The 17584-nt window shown below is 64.9% G+C and carries 13 protein-coding genes; 4 read left to right on the top strand and 9 right to left on the bottom strand.

What is annotated here, in order from left to right; genetic code table 11:
* Positions 1-108 precede the first annotated feature (108 nt).
* The 3 genes from LKE50_09145 to LKE50_09155 all read right to left on the bottom strand — a co-directional run bounded on the left by LKE50_09145 (position 109) and on the right by LKE50_09155 (position 3796).
* Positions 109-1311, bottom strand: coding sequence for an ATP-binding protein (locus LKE50_09145; GenBank protein MCH3968753.1), 1203 nt, complete (start codon positions 1309-1311; stop codon positions 109-111).
* Positions 1312-1674: 363 nt separating this feature from the next.
* Complete coding sequence (locus tag LKE50_09150) at positions 1675-2349, bottom strand: RloB family protein (protein ID MCH3968754.1); 675 nt, start codon at positions 2347-2349, stop codon at positions 1675-1677.
* Positions 2342-3796, bottom strand: a complete 1455-nt coding sequence (locus tag LKE50_09155) for an AAA family ATPase (protein MCH3968755.1) — start codon at positions 3794-3796, stop codon at positions 2342-2344. The genes LKE50_09150 and LKE50_09155 overlap by 8 nt, the downstream gene beginning before the upstream one ends.
* A gap of 224 nt (positions 3797-4020) precedes the next feature.
* On the opposite strand from LKE50_09155, the gene LKE50_09160 reads away from it, so the two are divergent.
* On the top strand, positions 4021-5091 hold the full coding sequence (locus LKE50_09160; protein ID MCH3968756.1) for a hypothetical protein: 1071 nt from the start codon (positions 4021-4023) through the stop codon (positions 5089-5091).
* A gap of 56 nt (positions 5092-5147) precedes the next feature.
* Here LKE50_09160 and carB read toward each other — a convergent pair whose 3' ends face one another.
* Positions 5148-8354, bottom strand: coding sequence for a carbamoyl-phosphate synthase large subunit (carB, locus tag LKE50_09165; protein ID MCH3968757.1), 3207 nt, complete (start codon positions 8352-8354; stop codon positions 5148-5150).
* Positions 8355-9641 carry a glutamine-hydrolyzing carbamoyl-phosphate synthase small subunit gene (gene carA, locus LKE50_09170; GenBank protein MCH3968758.1) on the bottom strand — a complete coding sequence of 429 codons (1287 nt, stop codon included), beginning with the start codon at positions 9639-9641 and terminating at the stop codon, positions 8355-8357. It abuts the gene before it with no gap.
* Positions 9642-9795: 154 nt separating this feature from the next.
* Here carA and LKE50_09175 point away from each other — a divergent pair, with 154 nt between their 5' ends.
* Positions 9796-10812 (top strand): hypothetical protein, encoded by a 1017-nt coding sequence (locus LKE50_09175; GenBank protein MCH3968759.1) that lies wholly within the window; start codon positions 9796-9798, stop codon positions 10810-10812.
* Positions 10813-10864: 52 nt separating this feature from the next.
* Here LKE50_09175 and LKE50_09180 read toward each other — a convergent pair whose 3' ends face one another.
* The 4 genes from LKE50_09180 to LKE50_09195 form a co-directional block, all read right to left on the bottom strand.
* The gene (locus LKE50_09180) at positions 10865-11416 is read right to left on the bottom strand and encodes a YqhA family protein (protein MCH3968760.1); all 552 of its coding nucleotides are present in this window, start codon (positions 11414-11416) and stop codon (positions 10865-10867) included.
* Between the two features lie 146 nt (positions 11417-11562).
* Complete coding sequence (locus tag LKE50_09185; GenBank protein MCH3968761.1) at positions 11563-12585, bottom strand: aspartate-semialdehyde dehydrogenase; 1023 nt, start codon at positions 12583-12585, stop codon at positions 11563-11565.
* Positions 12586-13911 carry an aspartate kinase gene (locus LKE50_09190; protein MCH3968762.1) on the bottom strand — a complete coding sequence of 442 codons (1326 nt, stop codon included), beginning with the start codon at positions 13909-13911 and terminating at the stop codon, positions 12586-12588.
* 8 nt (positions 13912-13919) lie between these two features.
* Positions 13920-15053: a homoserine dehydrogenase gene (locus LKE50_09195; GenBank protein ID MCH3968763.1), complete on the bottom strand. Its 1134-nt coding sequence runs from the start codon at positions 15051-15053 to the stop codon at positions 13920-13922.
* A 108-nt stretch (positions 15054-15161) separates the two neighbouring features.
* On the opposite strand from LKE50_09195, the gene thrC reads away from it, so the two are divergent.
* Both thrC and thrB read left to right on the top strand, forming a co-directional pair.
* Positions 15162-16640 carry a threonine synthase gene (thrC, locus tag LKE50_09200; protein MCH3968764.1) on the top strand — a complete coding sequence of 493 codons (1479 nt, stop codon included), beginning with the start codon at positions 15162-15164 and terminating at the stop codon, positions 16638-16640.
* The gene (gene thrB / locus LKE50_09205) at positions 16637-17551 is read left to right on the top strand and encodes a homoserine kinase (GenBank protein MCH3968765.1); all 915 of its coding nucleotides are present in this window, start codon (positions 16637-16639) and stop codon (positions 17549-17551) included. Before thrC ends, thrB begins: the two co-directional genes overlap by 4 nt.
* Positions 17552-17584 lie beyond the last annotated feature (33 nt).

Here is a 17584-nt window from a genome sequence, read left to right on the forward strand (position 1 = left end):
TTCGGAAGGGTCTTCTTGTAGAAGGGACTCCACCAGCCTATAGAAGGTGGTCACACCCTCAGGAGGCACCTCATCTGGCTTGCCCCTGTCGAGCCTACGGGCATGGTCTCACTCCTCGCCAGCGAACATGGGAATCCCGCCGAAGCGGCCGGCGAGGTAGCTCCTGACCAGGTCCCTGTCATAGCGCAGGCCCTCGAACTCATTAAGACCCGTGAGCTGCGACCGGCCCGTCCTGTCCCTCTCGATGATGTACATCTCGTCACGCCTCAAGAGCGATTGGTCCATCAGGAGCAGGTCGTGCGTGGTGAAGATGAGCTGCTTCCTGGTCTTCGCGTTGCAGGTGTCGAGGAAGGTCTCGATGATGTGCTTAGACAGCATGCTGTGCAAGCAGCGGTCGAGCTCGTCGACCAGATAGACCTTCTCGCAGCTGGCCGCCTCGTCGCCCGAGCAGAAGTCGTACATCATCGGCAGCAACGAGATGAGCCGCTTGGTTCCGGCAGACTCACGGTTGAGGTCGAACGCCACCTCACGTCCGCCAGTCGCCTTGTGGATGGACCTGAGCTTGCGAACCGTGGGATGGTCGTCTGTGACCGTTGCGGTGTAAACCTCGAAGTCATAGTCCCCGGGATTCTTCTCGAAGATCATGACCAGCTGCGTATCGGGTTGCATCGACTCGATCTGGTGCTCGATATCGGTTGGCATGCCGATGGAGTGGTAGTCCACGTCGACGCCCTCGAGCCGCTCGATACCAGTGTCAAGGACATGCAGCTGGTGAGATGCGAAGTCGAGGAAGCCGTTCCTCATGAAGTACGCGCCAAATGGGCGCGGCCCTGCATTGGCCCCCAGCACCACGAGGCAGTCCCTGAACCAGAGGTAGGCCTCTCGCAGCTCATCGACGTTCTGCGAGATCGCGTTATGGAGGAAGAGCTGGTTGTCGCGAGTGCCCTCGAAGACGAACCGCACACGGTCAGGGGCATCGAAGCAGCCCTCACCGATCGCGAACGGCGTCTCGTCAGACGGGTCACGGCGATAGAGCTCCTTGAACCCCCCGTTGTCCTTGACCTGGCCGAGCGACTCGAAGCAGACCCTCTCGCGCGTGAGCCCGACGGTCAGCTGATAGACCGTCTCTCCCTTGAGGAAGGTGACATCGAGCACCACCGGGTCCTCCTGCGAGGCCGACCCGAGGAGGAAGGGATCAACGGGGATCGGCATGTCCGGGGCGACGCCTTTCACCACCAGCTGTCGCAGGAAGCCGAGTGCCTCCAGAAGGCTCGTCTTCCCTGAGGCGTTCCCGCCATAGACCGAAATCACCGGGAGCGCCTTGAGCGAACGGAAGCCAGGGACCTCGGAAAGGGTCTCTCTATGCTGACGCTCCCTGGAAGGAGTCAGCACCAGGGACGTCTCTTTCTCGAACGACTTCCAGTTCCTTATGGTCAGGTTGAGAAGCATGGTCCCCACCATTCACGAGAGAGTTGTTGAACGTCTAAAGAGATATTATCACGTTGGGTGTCATACACTTGCGAGGCAACGGACACGACGGAACGTACGCACGAGCGCCTGATATGACGACGGGCCGCCGGCATCGCTGCCGACGGCCCGTCTGCTTGGTTGTTCTCCCCGCCTTACAGGCCCTGCAGGGCCACCACGTCGAGGTCGCCCTCACGGGCGGTACGACTACCCGACGCGTACGTCAGGGAGGACCGCGTCGACCACGATGGGCATGTCCGTCCACGGGGCGAAGCCCGTCGTATCGAGCTGGTAGCGCAGGCGCTCATGTTCCTGCGTGCGATGGCTGGCGACGTTCTTGCACGCGGCATTGATATGCGGCTCCAGCTTATCCTTGACGATTTCCTTGTTGTTGCGCCCCGTGGTCAACCCGAGATTATGTGCCTGCCTTTCGCATTCCTTTGTACTCGTCCATGAGGATGAGCACGTGCGCTCATGATCGATAAGCCAGACCTCGAAGCAGGGGTTCGAGATTATGAGCCTCATGCCCTCAGCCTTACAAGTCCTCTCGGCCGACCTCAACTTATCGCTGCTGAATTCGTCCACGTCCGTCAATACGAAGGTAGCACTGTAGCTCTCATAAGGCCCGCCATCCTTGCTGCACGACGCCTTGTCTTCGCTTCGCTTGGCCTTCATTGCCGCGATGGCAAGGTTCGCAGGATCCCTGGGACAGCACTTCCGCGTCACCGTGGCTGTGGTGCTGACATCATCAAGCATCTTAAGGTACTGTTTCTCCGTCACCTCCCCTCCCATCACACAAAGCAACCGCTTCTTCCGTGGGTGCCCCGCTACGGAACGCCCTGCAGAAAGGGTCTTATGACCAGAGGATGCCTTCCTACTCATCCTCGGCCTCCTCTGTGGGCGCATCAGGCTCAGGCTTCTGGTTCAGGAGCTGGATGACATGTGCGAACCGCTCATGGAAGACTGGGTCAGGAATGGCACCGTAGATGCCATGTAGGTAGTTTCTTCCATGGTTCTCGGCCTCGCGAGACTGGACAGAGGTCAAGGGGTACAGCGTCGCCGCTCCATAACAGTCCTTCTCGACAAACCAGATCTGGTCACGTGCCAGCGGTCTCTCGTCATTTCCAGACTTGGTGATGAGCGAGGTGTCGTGGGTCGTGAAGATGAGCTGTGCCTCATTTGGATTGGTGGCAGGGTCCTTGAAGAGCTCCACCAGCTGCTCGACGAGAATCGGATGAAGGCTCGTATCGATCTCGTCCACTATGGCGACCTCACCATTATGGATCGCCCTGAGCGCCATGGAGAAGAATGCGAGCATGGCAAGGGTTCCATTAGACTCCTGAGACCGGTTGAAGACGGCCTTGCAATCCTTACCTTGGTGCGTGAACGCAAGCTTGAGGTTTGGAATCGCCTGGTCGGGATTCACGCGCGCGAGCTTCTTTGCCTTTTGCAGGCGCTCCTCCTTGTCCATGGTAGGATCCTGGACCATCAGGACGCTCGAGAGGTACTCCTCATAGGGGGAATCACCCGCCCCGGCCGTTTCCTGCGATGCATCATAGAGGTCGCTGAGCTGATCGCGCGCCTGAACGGCTCCTATTCCGAAACCAGAGCCAGCGATGAGTTGGGAGAGGGCCTCAGCGCCTCCCTTGTTCTTATAGAGATCCTCCGTGATTCCATAGAGCTCGTCCTCGTACAGGCTGGCGTCATAGAAGCCGACCTGATGCGCGAGGAACTCGAAGGCAGGCATGACGGTCTGGTTGTTCATCGCCGCCATGACGGAGAGCATGGGAGTACCAGGCTTGACCGCATCCTCATATACGCTACGTCGGCCACGGAACAAGTTCCCATATGAGTACCCATAGGTAGCACCCTTGCCCTTACGAGCCTCCCTTTCGAAGAGGCGCGACGAGCATACGCGGGCAGCACCGGGCTCAGAGAAGATTCGAAGGGACTCATAGGTGACGACCCCCTTGGGGCCGTCGAGGTCCAGCTCGTATCTATACCGTCGGCCATCTTGGCCCAGGAAGTCGACGAGGAATGAGGATATGGCCGACGAGCTGCTCTTATCAAGAGCAAATGGATGCAGCTCTTTTGAAAGGTCGAATCCATCGCTAAAACCTCTCGCGACATAATGTGAGACGAACGAGAGGGCCTCGATAAAGCTGCTCTTGCCAGAAGCGTTTCCACCATATATGGCAGCCACGGTGGAGAGCTCGTTATGCGGCCAGTCGTATGGCTCGTTCTTCTGGGCGACACCGGTCCGTTCGAGTGAGAACTGTTGAGGGTCCTTGAAAGACTTGAAATTGGAGAAGCTGAAGTTGATGAGCATATGTCCTCCTCGCGCCATTGGACCTCTAGGCGACTCAAGCTTTGAAAGAATGCGACAACTATACTCGTGAGTTCTGTATATAGCAACTTTTTGCTAGTTTTCGCCATATTTCGTTTTATAAGTAACGTATGTCCCATTCATCGTTTATGATTGCCCCGTCGACCGCCGCCGACGCCGAACTTCATGCGTCACCTGGCGGGCTTCAACGAAGACGAGCATTTCCCTTGCTCAAGTTATTGGGGTACTTGGTGAGGAATGGTGAGGCACGCGAGACTGCCCGGGGCATCAGCAATGACCTCGATGATCTCATTTCACTAGTTGACGGCTTCTATCGCTTGCTCGGACCAAGGAACTGGGTCTTCTCAAATGCACTGAATCTCGAACGTATGAGGAAAGTCGTCGCCATGCCCACTCCCGAAGAGGCGGAGCGAGAGCTCGCCGCATACCTCGGCGAGGACGGAACCCTCCTGCAGATGGTCTCTTGGCTGAACAGGTTTCCAGACATGCGCCCTCGACTCCCACTTCTCAAGAAAGCCGTTCGGGACTACCTCGAGGGACGTTACTACAGCTCGGTGCTTGTGACGGTCTCCACGATGGACGGCTTCGTCAACGATGCCTTTAGGTCTGAGGAAAGAAGAGGTCTGCATGCAAGGCGTCCAGAGGAGCTACACGTCGATGACTGCGTTGCAACGGTCTGGGACGGCCTGCCCTCAGCCCAGGAGGCATTCACAAAGTCGTTCTATGCAAGAGTGGACACGCCTGTTTATGAGGTCTACCGCAATGGAATCATGCATGGGATGATTACCGACTATGACAATGTCATAGTCGCCTCTAAGGCCTGGTGCATGCTCTTTGCCATCGGAGACTGGGTCGATGCCAAGACCATCAAACAAGAGAATAGTAAGAAGGAACCTCGGACTCCGACTCAAGTGCTCAAGGGCCTCTCGGAAGCACGGAACCGCAAAGCTGACACCGACAAGAAGCTCGCTGCCTGGAAGAAACACCGTGTGAAACTCGAAAGCCCAATTGGACCTGACATCGAGCTTATCAAGGACTGCAACGCCTTCTTTGCAGCCTGGCAATCGAAAAACTACGGATCGCTCGGCTCCTATCTCACGAATTCCGATTCCAGAACACCTGGCAAGCAGGCAGGTGAGGCAAAGAACTGCTATCACCTCCATCCGATTGAGAGATTCGAGGTCGAGGAGATTGACAGGCAGGCCCCTGAGACATCTGGTAATCGATGTCGGCACAGGTCGAACTGGCTCACGCGTACGCACGGACACCTGATATGACGACGGGCCGCCGGCATCGCTGCCGACGGCCCGTCCATTTGGTTGTTCTCCCCGCCTTACAGGTCCTGCAGGGCCACCACGTCGAGGTCGCCCTCACGGGCGGTACGGATGGCCTCCACCATGGCCTGCGCGCACGAGAGCGTCGTGGCGTTGGTCACACGGTAGCGCACGGCCAGGCTGCGCAGGCGATAGAAGTCCTCGCGCGTGCCGGCACCTCCGGGGATGTTGATGATGAGGGAGATGTCCCCCGCCGAGACCATCGTGGCGATGTTGGGGCGCATCTCGCAGGCGCGCCTCACGCTCGTGCAGTCCAGCCCCGCAGACCTCAGCGACTTGGCGGTGCCGCTCGTGCCCACCAGCTTGAAGCCCATCTGGGCCAGGTCGCGGGCGATCGAGACGACGGCGCGCTTGTCGCGGTCGATGACCGAGACGAAGACCGTGCCCTTGAGCGGCAGGCCATACGAGATGGCGAGCTGCGTCTTGGCATAGGCTGCCGGGAATGTCTTGGCAACGCCCATGACCTCGCCCGTCGACTTCATCTCGGGGCCCAGCGTCATGTCCGCGCCCGGGAAGCGGTCGAACGGGAGGACGGCCTCCTTGCAGGCGAAGTAGTCGAACGTGCGGTCCTCGGGAGGCAGGTCGAGGTCGGCGATCTTCTCGCCCGACATGATGCGGGCCGCCATGCGGGCCAGGGGCACGCCCGTGGACTTGCTCGAGAAGGGCACCGTGCGGCTCGCGCGGGGGTTGAGCTCGATGACGTAGAGGCGGCCGTTGTGGACGGCGTACTGCACGTTCAGGGCACCCACCACGTGGTTGGCCACGGCGAGCTTGTGCGTGGTCTCGCGGATCTCCTGGACCATGCCGTCCGCGAGCGAGTACGGCGGCATGCAGCAGGCGGAGTCACCGGAGTGGATGCCGGCCTCCTCGATCTGCTCGAGGACGCTTCCCACGTAGCAGGTCTCGCCGTCGCAGAGCGCGTCGACGTCGAGCTCCACGGCGGAGTCGAGGAAGCTGTCGAGGTAGATGGGATGGTCGGACGAGACGCGCGTGGCCTCCTCCATGTAGCTCTTGAGATGCTTGGCGTCGTAGGCAATGACCATGCCGCGACCGCCCAGGACATAGCTCGGACGGACGAGCAGCGGGAAGCCGATCTGGTCGGCCACCTTGAGCGCCTGCTCGTAGGTGTTGGCCACGCCGCTGCGGGGATAGCTGATGTTGAGGTCGTCGAGCAGGCTCGAGAACCGGTCGCGGTCCTCGGCCAGGTCGATGGCGTCAGGCTGGGTCCCCATGATGGGCACGCCGGCCGCCTGGAGCCTCGCGGCGAGGTTGATGGGAGTCTGCCCGCCCAGGCTGCAGATGACGCCCTCGGGGGCCTCCACGTCGACGATGTCCATGACGTCCTCGAACGTGAGGGGCTCGAAGTAGAGGCGGTCGGAGGTGTCGTAGTCGGTCGAGACCGTCTCGGGGTTGCAGTTCACCATGACCGTCTCGTAGCCCTTGTCGTGCAGGGCGTAGGCGGCGTGGCAGCAGCAGTAGTCGAACTCGATGCCCTGGCCGATGCGGTTGGGGCCGGCCGAGAGGATCATGGCGCGGGGCCGGTCGGTGTCGCGGCGCTCGGAGGGACCCTCGTCGTAGCACTTGTAGTGGTAGGCCGTGCGGGCCGGGAACTCGCCGCCGCAGGTGTCGACCGTCTTCACGCACGGGGTGACGCCGAGGGCCTTGCGATAAGCGCGGACCTCGAGCTCCGTGGAGCCCACGAAGTGCGCGACCTGCTCGTCCGAGAAGCCCATCTGCTTGACGGCGCGCATCTCGGGCGCGGTGATGGCATCGAGCTGACGCTCGGCGAGCCACCCCTCCACGGCCACGATGTCCGAGAGGCGCATGAGGTACCAGTCGTCGATGCCCGTAAGCTCGTGGATGTCGTCGATGGACCAGCCGCGGCGCAGGGCCTCGACCACATAGAAGATGCGCTCGGGCGTGGGCACCGAGACGCGCTGGCGGAAGTTGTCCTCGTCGAAGAGGTCGGGGTCGTCGGCGCCGAGCATGTTCTCGCCGATCTCGAGCGAGCGGGCTGCCTTGTTGAAGCTCTCCTCGAAGGTGCGGCCGATGGCCATGACCTCGCCGACGGCCTTCATGCGGGTGGAGAGGACGTCAGAGGTCCCCTTGAACTTCTCGAAGGCGAAGCGCGGGATCTTGACCACGCAGTAGTCGATGGAGGGCTCGAAGCAGGCAGGCGTCGCACCCGTGATGTCGTTGGTGATCTCATCCAGGGTGAGGCCCACGGCGAGGCGTGCCGCCACCTTGGCGATCGGGAAGCCCGTGGCCTTGGAGGCGAGTGCCGAACTGCGGCTCACGCGAGGGTTCATCTCGACCACGATGACGCGGCCGTCGTCGGGGTTCACGGCGAACTGGACGTTGGAGCCGCCCGTGGCCACGCCGACCTTCTCGAGGATGGCGAGGCTGTAGTCGCGCAGGCGCTGGAGCTCGGTGTCAGAGAGGGTCTGGGCCGGTGCCACGGTGATGGAGTCGCCGGTGTGGACGCCCATGGGGTCGAGGTTCTCGATGGAGCAGATCACGATGCCGTTGCCCGCGGCGTCGCGCATGACCTCCATCTCGATCTCCTTCCAGCCTTGGATGGACTCCTCCACCAGGACCTCGGAGTTGGCCGAGAGGTCGAGCCCTTGGGCCACGATGGAGCGCAGGTCGTCCATGTCGTAGGCGATGCCGCCACCGGCACCTCCCAGCGTGAAGCTCGGGCGGATGATGACCGGGAAGCCCAACTCGCCCACGATGCGCTCGGCGTCCGCCACGGAGTAGGCGAAGCCGCTCTTGCAGATCGAGAGGCCGATCTCGGACATGGCCTGGGCGAAGAGCTTGCGGTCCTCGCCCACGCGGATGGAGTCGATGTTGCAGCCGATGACCTCGACGCCGTACTTGTCGAGGACGCCCGCCTCGTCGAGCTCGATGGCACAGTTGAGGCCCGTCTGGCCGCCCATGTTGGGGAGGAGGGCGTCAGGCCGCTCGCAGGCGATGACCTTGGCCACGGCGTCGGCCGTGATGGGCTCGACGTAGGTGCGGTCGGCCACGGAGGTGTCGGTCATGATGGTGGCCGGGTTGGAGTTCACGAGCACGACCTCGTAGCCGAGGGCCTTGAGGCTCTCGCAGGCCTGGGTGCCCGAGTAGTCGAACTCGCAGGCCTGGCCGATGACGATGGGGCCGCTTCCGATGACCAGGATCTTGTGCAGGTCGTTACGCTTCGGCATCTAGAAGCGCCTCCCCTCTCGGACGTCGATGGCAAGGTAGTCGGGCACGCCCTCCATGAGGCGACGGAAGGCCTCGAAGAGGTAGACGGCATCGTGCGGGCCGGGGCTCGCCTCGGGGTGGTACTGCACGCAGAAGCAGGGGACGTCGAGGAACTGGATGCCCTCGGGCGTGCCGTCGTTGAGGTTCACGTGGGTGAGGCGGATGCGGCCGAAGCGGTCGTTCGCCACGACCGGCGCGATGCGGCGCTCGCTCCAGAAGCGGAGGTCGCAAGGATCGGCCGCAGCCCAGGCGGAGGCCACGTCGGCCCCGCCGGACTCCTCGGCGACGAGCGTGCCCAAGGTCGAGAAGTCCAGGCCGTAGTTGTGGTTCTGGGCCGTGACCTCGACCATGCCCGAGAGGAGGTTCATGACGGGCTGGTTGCCGCCGTGATGGCCGTACGGGAGCTTGTCGATGGTGGCGCCCGTGGCCTGGCAGATCATCTGGTGGCCCAGGCAGATGCCGAACAGGGGCACCTTGCCGATGAGCGAGGCCGCCACGGCCGCAGGCTCGGGGACCTCACGAGGGTCGCCAGGGCCGTTCGAGAGGAAGACGCCGTCGGGCTCGAGCGACATGATCTCCTCCGCGGAGGTGTCCCAGGGGACGACCGTCACGTCCAGGCCGGCGTTGGCCAGGCCGTGCACGATGCCGCGCTTCTCGCCGCAGTCGAGCGCGACCACATGGAGGCGCTTGCGAGGGTTGTCGGGGTCGAGGCGGGGGTCCACGTCATAGCGGTCGGCGCACGAGACGTCGGCCACCCAGTTGTGCGAGGAGATCGAGGGGCTGGTGCGCACACGCTCGACGAGGTGGGCGGGATCGAGGTCCACCGTGGATATCGCGGCGCGCATGGTACCCTGCTCGCGCACGCGGAGCACGAGCTCGCGGGTGTCGACGCCCTCGATGGCCACGATGCCGGCCTTCTCGAGGAAGTCGGGGAGGCTCTGCTCGGACTGCCAGTTGTTGGGGGTGTGGCACATGTCGCGCACGACCACGCCCGCCAGCGCCGGGCGCTCGGCCTGCATGTCGGCCGCGCAGACGCCGTAGTTGCCGATCTGTGGATAGGTGAAGAGCACGATCTGTCCGGCATAGGAGGGGTCGGTGATGACCTCCTGGTAGCCGGAGAGGCTCGTGTTGAATACGATCTCGCCAAAGGTCTCGCCCTGGGCGCCTACCGAGAGGCCCTCCAGGCAGGTGCCATCCTCCAGGGCTATGAGCGCGTGGGGGGTGTCGTGCGCCAACAGTGAATTCACGGGTTTTGTCCCTCTCTTCCCTTGCAGGTATCCCGTACCGGCTTAAAGGTCTGGGACAGTATACGCGCATCTGCATGGCGGCGGGGCCCTCCTTCGTAAGGCCGACACAACGAGTCCGTATACTGCCCAAGAAAAGCGTCCATAAGGAGACCCAGTGCCGACAGACCATCTTGACCAGACCGACCACACGAGCGATTCGTCAGCGGATGCGGCACGGCAGGCAGCGGGGTCGCAGGACGCCCGTGCCACCGATGCGGCCGACACCACCCAGGTGCCGGTGCAGAAGGTCATCATCAAGGAGGTCCCCAAGAAGGAGACGGGCCTTTCGGTCTCGCAGATCGTGGCGCCGGCGCTGGCGGCCCTCACGAGCTTCCTCATGTCGTCGCAGATCGGCATCGCCGGCTCGGTCATCGGCGTGGTCGTGGGCTCCATCGTGGCCACGGTCTCGTCCCAGGTCTACAAGCACGTGCTCAACGCCTCGGCCGAGAAGATCCGCGACATCGCCTCGACCGACGACGCTGGCACCCCCGACGTCACCACGCGCCTGGCCGACGCCGCCCACGAGACGGACGCGTCGCAGTCCCCCTATGTCACGGCATCCGCCGACCAGACCACCAGGCTCAAGCGCGCCGACCCCTCCCGGATCGCCTCGGAGGCCGATGCGACCCAGGTCGCCGCGGAGAACGGCGCGACGCGCGTGGCACCGGCCAGCGTCCGTGCCGCCGCCGCGACGCGCGAGAGCAAGGCCACGACCCGCAAGGTCATGATCGTGGGCATCATCGTGGCCATCGTGGCCGTCCTGGCCACGGCACTCGTCATCAACCTCGCCACCTCGGGCGAGGGCATCGGCACCAAGACCGACCCGATCTTCTCGCCCGCGTCCACGACGGCCCAGACGGCGGCGGCCAGCACCGACCATGCCGCCGCCACGAAGGGCGCGCCCTCGGCGAGCGCCTCGGCGACCTCGCAGGAGGCGGCCACCGGCTCTCAGACCCAGGAGGCGGCGACGGGCTCGCGGGATGACTCCACGACGGGCTCCTCGGCGCAGACGCAGGGCACGACGGCCAAGACCCAGGAGTCAGCGACCACCTCGGCGGCCAGCACCGCGGCCGCGTCCACATCCGTATCGAAGACGGCGTCGGGAGCCGCAGCCGAGACGTCCTCGAACTAGTCGAGAAGGGCCTCCCGGCCGGCCCTGCGTGCCCCTCGGGCGAAACGTGTCCCTATCGCTCGGCCTTGAAGACGAACTTCACGAAGAACGTGAGCGCGAAGATGATGACCCCGATCGCAAGCCCGAGGACGAGCAGGTCCTGGACGGGCTCACCCTTGAGCACGAGGCCCAGGAAGTAGACGGCCAGCATGACCACGATGACGGCGATGAGACGCTCCTTGAGGTCGTCGAAGTCATGGAACTCGAGCCAGCTGGGCAGGGGCACCTTGTCGGTCACGAAGAGCGTGAACATGCCCAGCGACAGGATGTAGAGCGCCACGGCGAGCAGGAACAGGTCGGCGTACTCCACGTACTCGGTGGCCAGCACGACCGGTCCCTCGGCCTCGGCCACGACCTCGATCGTCGAGACCATGACGTCGAGGAACGTCTCTACGGCGAGCACGACCGCGCAGATGAACAGGCCCACGGCCGGCACGCCCGCGATGAAGCGGGTCCAGCCGGCGACCTTGCGGGCGACCTTCTTGGCCTCGGGGTCGTTGCCGGCATCCCCCTGCAGGACCTCGTCGCTCGGCTCGGGGTTGATGTCGTCGTCGTTCTCTACCATGAGGGCTCCCATCGGTGATATCCCAGAAACGCACCCATCCTACCCCTTGCCGGGGCCGGACGGGTGCGTCATGAGGCTGTTTCTCTTGCCTGGGCCGGCGTGCGGCGACTCGCGGGGGCGAGGCGCGCCCACAGGTAGACCGGGTCCTAGACCAGGTACTCGGCGATCTGGACGGCGTTGGTGGCGGCGCCCTTCCTGATCTGGTCGCCGCAGCACCAGAACGTGAGGCTGCTCACGCCCTCGGGGGCCGAGATGTCCTCGCGGATGCGCCCCACGTAGACGAGGTCCTGGTCAGAGGTGTCGAGCGGCATGGGATAGGCGAGACGGGCCGGGTCGTCGACGACCTTCACGCCCGGGGCCGCCTCGAGCGCGGCACGTGCCTGGTCGGGGGTGATCGGACGGTCGAACTCGCAGGTGATCGACTCGGAGTGCGACCTCATCACGGGGACGCGCACGCAGGTGCAGTTGACCGCGAGGTCGGGCAGGTGCATGATCTTGCGCCCCTCGTTGCCCATCTTCATCTCCTCGGAGGTGTAGGCGTTGTCGCCGAAGCCCCCGATCTGCGGGATGACGTTGCAGGCGAGCTGGTAGGAGAACGCCTTGGGGGCATCGACCTCACGCCCCTCGCCGATGGCGGCCGTCTGGGCCTGGAGCTCGCGGAGGCCCGGGATGCCGGCGCCCGATGCGGCCTGGTACGTCGAGACGATCATGCGCCTGAGGCCCGCCACCTGGTGCAGCGGCCAGGCGCAGACCAGCCCGATGATGGTGGCGCAGTTGGGGTTGGCGATGATGCCGTGGTGACCCGCGATGTCCGCGGCGTTGATCTCGGGGATGACGAGGGGGACGTCCGCGTCGAGGCGGAACGCGTGCGAGTTGTCGACCACGGTGGCGCCCGCCGCCACGGCCTGGGGCAGGAGCTCCTTGGCGAGGTCGTCGCCCACGGCGCCCAGCACGATGTCCATGCCCTCGAAGGCGGCAGGGGTCGCCTCCTGGATGGTGACGTCCTCGCCGCGGAAGCGCACCGTCTTGCCGGCGGAGTGGGCCGACGCGAGCGGCACGAGCCTGGCGACCGGGAAGTCCCTCTCCTCGAGGCAGGTGAGCATCTGGGTGCCCACGGCACCCGTGGCCCCCAGTATGGCGACGTTCACCTTGCGCGCTCCCTCGCTCATCTACTGCACCTTCTTCTCTTCGACAAACGCCCCATAGATGGCCTTGATCGCAGGCTCGAAGTTCTTGTTGTCCACGCCCAGGATGATGTTGATCTCCTGGGAGCTCTGCGTGATCATGCGCACGTTGATGCCGGCGTCGCCCAGGGTCTTGAAGAGGCGGCCCGACGTGCCGGGGCGTGCGCTCATGTTGCGGCCCACGACCGAGATGAGGGCGAGCTCGTCGATGACCTTGACCTCGTCGGGCTGGACCTCCTTCTGGATGTCGGCCACGATCGAGTAGATCTTGTCCTTGACGTCGGCGCCGTTGACCACGATGCCGAACGAGTCGATGCCCGTGGGGACGTGCTCGATCGAGATGCCGTAGCGCTCGAAGATCGAGAGGGTGCGCCTGAGCGTGCCCACGGCGTCCGACATGTGGGTCTTGGCCACGTGCACGGAGAGGAAGTCACGCTTGCCGGCGACGCCGGTGATGAGGGGCTCGTCCTCCCCCTCCTCGGCCGTCTCGCGGATGATCGTACCCTCGGCCTCGGGATGGTTGGTGTTGAGGATCGCGATGGGGATGTTGGCCTCCCTCACGGGGAAGACCGCCTCCTCGTGGAGGACGTTGGCGCCCATGTAGGACAGCTCGCGCATCTCGTCGAAGGTGATGCGCCTGATGGCGCGCGGATGGTCGACGATGTGCGGGTCTGCCGAGAGGAACCCCGAGACGTCGGTCCAGTTCTCATAGAGGTCGGCGTCGAGGGCGCGGGCGATGATGGAGCCCGTGATGTCGCCTCCCCCGCGTGAGAGCAGGCGGATCTCGCCGTCGACGGTGGCTCCGTAGAAGCCGGGCATGACGAACTCGCCGGCGCGGACCACGGCCTCCTGGACCCGGTCGACCGTGCGGGACATGTCGATGGTCCCGTCATGGTGGAAGACCACCACGTCAGCCGCGTCCACGAAGGGAAGCCCCAGGTACTCGCTCATGAGCTGGGCGGTGAACCACTCGCCGCGGCTCACGATGTACTCCTTGGACCAGCCCTTGATGCCAGCCGCGAACTCGTCGAAGCGCTCGGACATGGGATACGACAGCCCGAGGTCGTCCGCGATGTCCACGAAGCGCTTCTTGATGTCGTTCAGCAGCGGCTCGCAGTCCACGTGGTAGGTGCGGTGCGCCACCACGAGGTAGAGCAGGTCGGTGATCTTGTTGTCCTGGGAGTCGCGCTTGCCCACGGCCGACACCACCACGAAGCGACGCGAGGGGTCAGCCTCGATGATGGCCTTGACCTTTCTGAACTGGTCCGCGCTTGCGACGGAGGAGCCGCCGAACTTGGTGATCTTGATCATGTTGTCCCCTAGAGAGTCGTCGGAATGCAGGCCATGAACGCCGACGGGTCGTCGGCGACGATCGTTCGCATGAGCTTGTGGGCGGCATCGGCCGTGAGTCCCTTGTAGCGCTTCGAGCCGATGCCGAAGGCGGTGCCCCCCTGCGGGAAGGCGGCCGTGGTGCGGATGACGTAGTCGCCCGTGAGCAGCTCCGGGTCATACGTGATGGAGGGGTCGAGGTCGAAGGTGAGCTGGTTGCCGTCCCTGCAGTCCAGGAGGTCCTGCACGCAGGCGTTGCCCGTGGGCAGGCTCCCCGCGCCCTGGCCGTAGAACTTGAGCGGCCCCACCGTGGCGCCCTCGAGCGTGGCGATGTTGAAGTTGTCGGGGACGTTCGCCTCGAGCGAGTCCGACGGCACGAGCACCGGCTCGACGGCCACGGCATAACGCCCGTCCCGGCAGATGCCGCGCGCGAGCAGCTTCACGCCGTAGCCCTCGTAGGCATAGTGGGCGAGGTCGGCGGCCGTGAGGTTGCGGATCCCGAAGACGGGCAGGTCGCGAATGCAGTCGCAGCCGAAGGCGAGGCTCGCCGTGATGATGCACTTGTTCGCGACGTCGATGCCGTCGATGTCGGCCGAGGGGTCGCGCTCGGCATAGCCGAGCTCCTGCGCGCGTGAGAGGGCCTCCGAGAAGTCCTCGTCGTTCTTCTTCATCTGGTCGATGATGAAGTTGGTCGTTCCGTTGAGGATCCCCGAGAAGGAGTCGATGGCGTCGATGCGCTTGACCTTGGCGATGCTCGCGAGCCAGGGGATGCCGCCGCCGCAGCTGGCCTCGACGTACAGGCCGGCGCCGGACGCCTTGGCGGCGCCCACGAACTCGCCCAGGTGGGCGGCGACGACGGCCTTGTTGGCGGTGACCACCGAGATGCCCCGCTCGAGTGCCTGCATGATGAAGGTATGTGCCGGCTCCTGGCCGCCCATCGCCTCCACGATGACGTCGAGGCCGGGCTCGGCAAGGATCTCGTCGTAGGACGAGGTCTTGCGAGGCTCGTCACATTCCTTGGGAAGACAGAGGATCTTGGCGATCTCTATCCCGAGGTCGTGGGTCTCGACGATGCGGCCGATGCCGCTGCCGACGGTGCCATAGCCAAGGAGTGCGATGCGCATGCTGTGCCTTTCGGTACGGGTCTGGACTTGCCGGTTCGTGACGTGCGGGTATCATGAGTGCAAATTGGGCGTTCCTGCGCCCCCGTGACGAGGAGCGGACAGGTGACAATGTTCTACCACAGCACACGGTCGTGCAACCAGAACGTAACAAGCAAGAAAGCTATCCTCACAGGCATCGCGCCGGACGGCGGCCTCTATGTGAGCGACGCCGTGGGAGAGGTGCGCCTCGACCTCGCCGCCGTGTGCGCCCAGGGCTTCCACGCCAACGCCCGTCTCGTGCTGGGCACCCTCCTTCCCGACTACACGGCCGACGAGCTTGCCACCTGCGTCGACGCCGCCTATGGCGACCAATGGTCTGCGCCCGAGATCACGCCGGTCACGCCTCTGGGTCCCGACTGGCTCCTCGAGCTCTACCACGGTCCCACGAGCGCCTTCAAGGACGTGGCGCTCCAGATGCTCCCCCAGCTCATGCGCGTGGCACGTCCCACGGACGGCCCGCAGGTCATGATCGTGACCGCCACCTCCGGAGACACCGGCAAGGCGGCGCTCGCGGGCTTCGCCGACGTCGACGGCTTCGGGGTCACCGTGTTCTACCCGGCCGGCAAGGTCTCCGACATCCAGCACCTCCAGATGGTCACCCAGCCGGGCTCCAACGTGTCGGTCTGCGCCGTCACGGGCACGTTCGACGACGCCCAGACGGCCGTCAAGCGCTGCTTCGCCGACCGTGACCTGGCCGGGCGCCTGGCAGGGACGGGCGTGGCCCTCTCGTCAGCCAACTCGATCAACGTCGGCCGCCTGGTACCCCAGGTGACCTACTACTTCGACGCCTACGCGCAGCTCGTCCGCTCGGGAGCCGTGAGGCCCGGCGACGACGTCGACTTCTTCGTGCCCACCGGCAACTTCGGTGATGTGCTCGCCGGCTTCTACGCCAAGCGCATGGGCCTTCCCGTGCGCCGCCTCGAGGTCGCCTCGAACGCCAACGACGTCCTCTACGACTTCATCCGCACCGGCATCTACGACCGCCGCCGCCCCTTCGTGAAGACCATCTCGCCCTCGATGGACATCCTCGTGTCGTCCAACCTCGAGCGCCTGCTCTACTACGTGTCCGACGGTGACGCGGAGCTCGTGTGCCACCTCATGTCCGACCTGTCCGAGAAGGGCGCCTACACGGTGCCGTCACATGTCATGGACCGCCTCCGCGAGACCTTCGGCTGCGGACGGGCCGACGACCAGGCCACCGAGCGGACCATCCGCTCCACCTGGGCCGACGAGCACGTCCTCATCGACCCGCACACCGCCGTGGCAAAGACCGTGCTCGATGCCACGCCGGCCGGCGACTGCGCCCGCGTGTGCCTCTCGACGGCAAGCCCGTACAAGTTCTCGGCCGACGTGGCGTCGGCCCTCGGCGTCGACACGCAGGGCATGGACGGGTTCGCCTGCATGGACGCCCTGGCGGAGCTCACCGGCATCACGCCGCCGGCCGCCCTGTCGCAGCTGCGCGACGCGCACGCGCGCTTCTCGGACACCTGCGCCGCCGACGGCGTCGCCTCCTACGTGGAGTCCGCCTGCGCAAGGACGTTCGCATGACCCCTGGGAACGACGGCACGACAGAGGCTCCCCTCCAAGGCCTGCGCGTGGGCGTGCCCGCCACGTCGGCCAACCTCGGCGTCGGGTATGACTGCCTGGGCATGGCCCTCGACCTGGTGGCCACCTTCTCGTTCGAGCGCGCCGGCGAGGTCGCCATCACGGGCTGCGAGGAGCGCTTCCGTGGCACGGATAACCTCGTCTGGACCACGATGCTCACGACCTATGCGGCGCTTGCGGCCGACCCGGTGCCCGCGCACATCGACATCGACTCCCCCATCCCGCTCTCGGGCGGCCTAGGCTCGTCTGCCACCTGCGTCGTTGCCGGCGTGATGGCCGCCATGGAGCTCTGCGGCTCAGGCTACGACCGCATCCGTGCGCTCGACATCGCCACCCAGATCGAGGGGCATCCCGACAACGTGGCCCCGGCCGTCCTCGGTGGGCTCGTCAGCTCGTTCGTGGACGACGGCGACGTCTGCTCCACGCGCTATGACGTGGCACCAGAGCTCCGCTTCGTCGCTATCGCGCCCCCCTACGAGGTCCGCACCGATGACGCACGTCGCGTCGTGCCCACCACCGTCGACACGTCCACGGCCGTCTGGCAGATGGGCCGCTGCGTGGCCACCGTCCATGCGCTCGAGACGGGCGATGCGGCCCTTTTGGGCCATGCCTGCGCCGACCGGCTCCACGAGCCCTACCGCGCGCGGCTCATCCCCGACTACGACGTGCTCCGCACCACGGCCCTCGAGGCCGGCGCATCCGCGTTCTTCATCTCGGGCTCGGGCTCGACCTGCATCGCCGCATGCGACGGGGACACCGAGGCCACGTCCGTCAGCCAGGCGTTCGCGGCCTGCCGTCCCGGCTTCTGGTGTGCCACGCTGCACGCCGCCAACGAGGGCGCACGGATCCTCTAGGCTGGCGCCTGCACCCACCGGCTCGCACGCGGG

The sequence above is a fragment of the Atopobiaceae bacterium genome, assembly GCA_022483015.1.
Taxonomy (GTDB): domain Bacteria; phylum Actinomycetota; class Coriobacteriia; order Coriobacteriales; family Atopobiaceae; genus JALCUE01.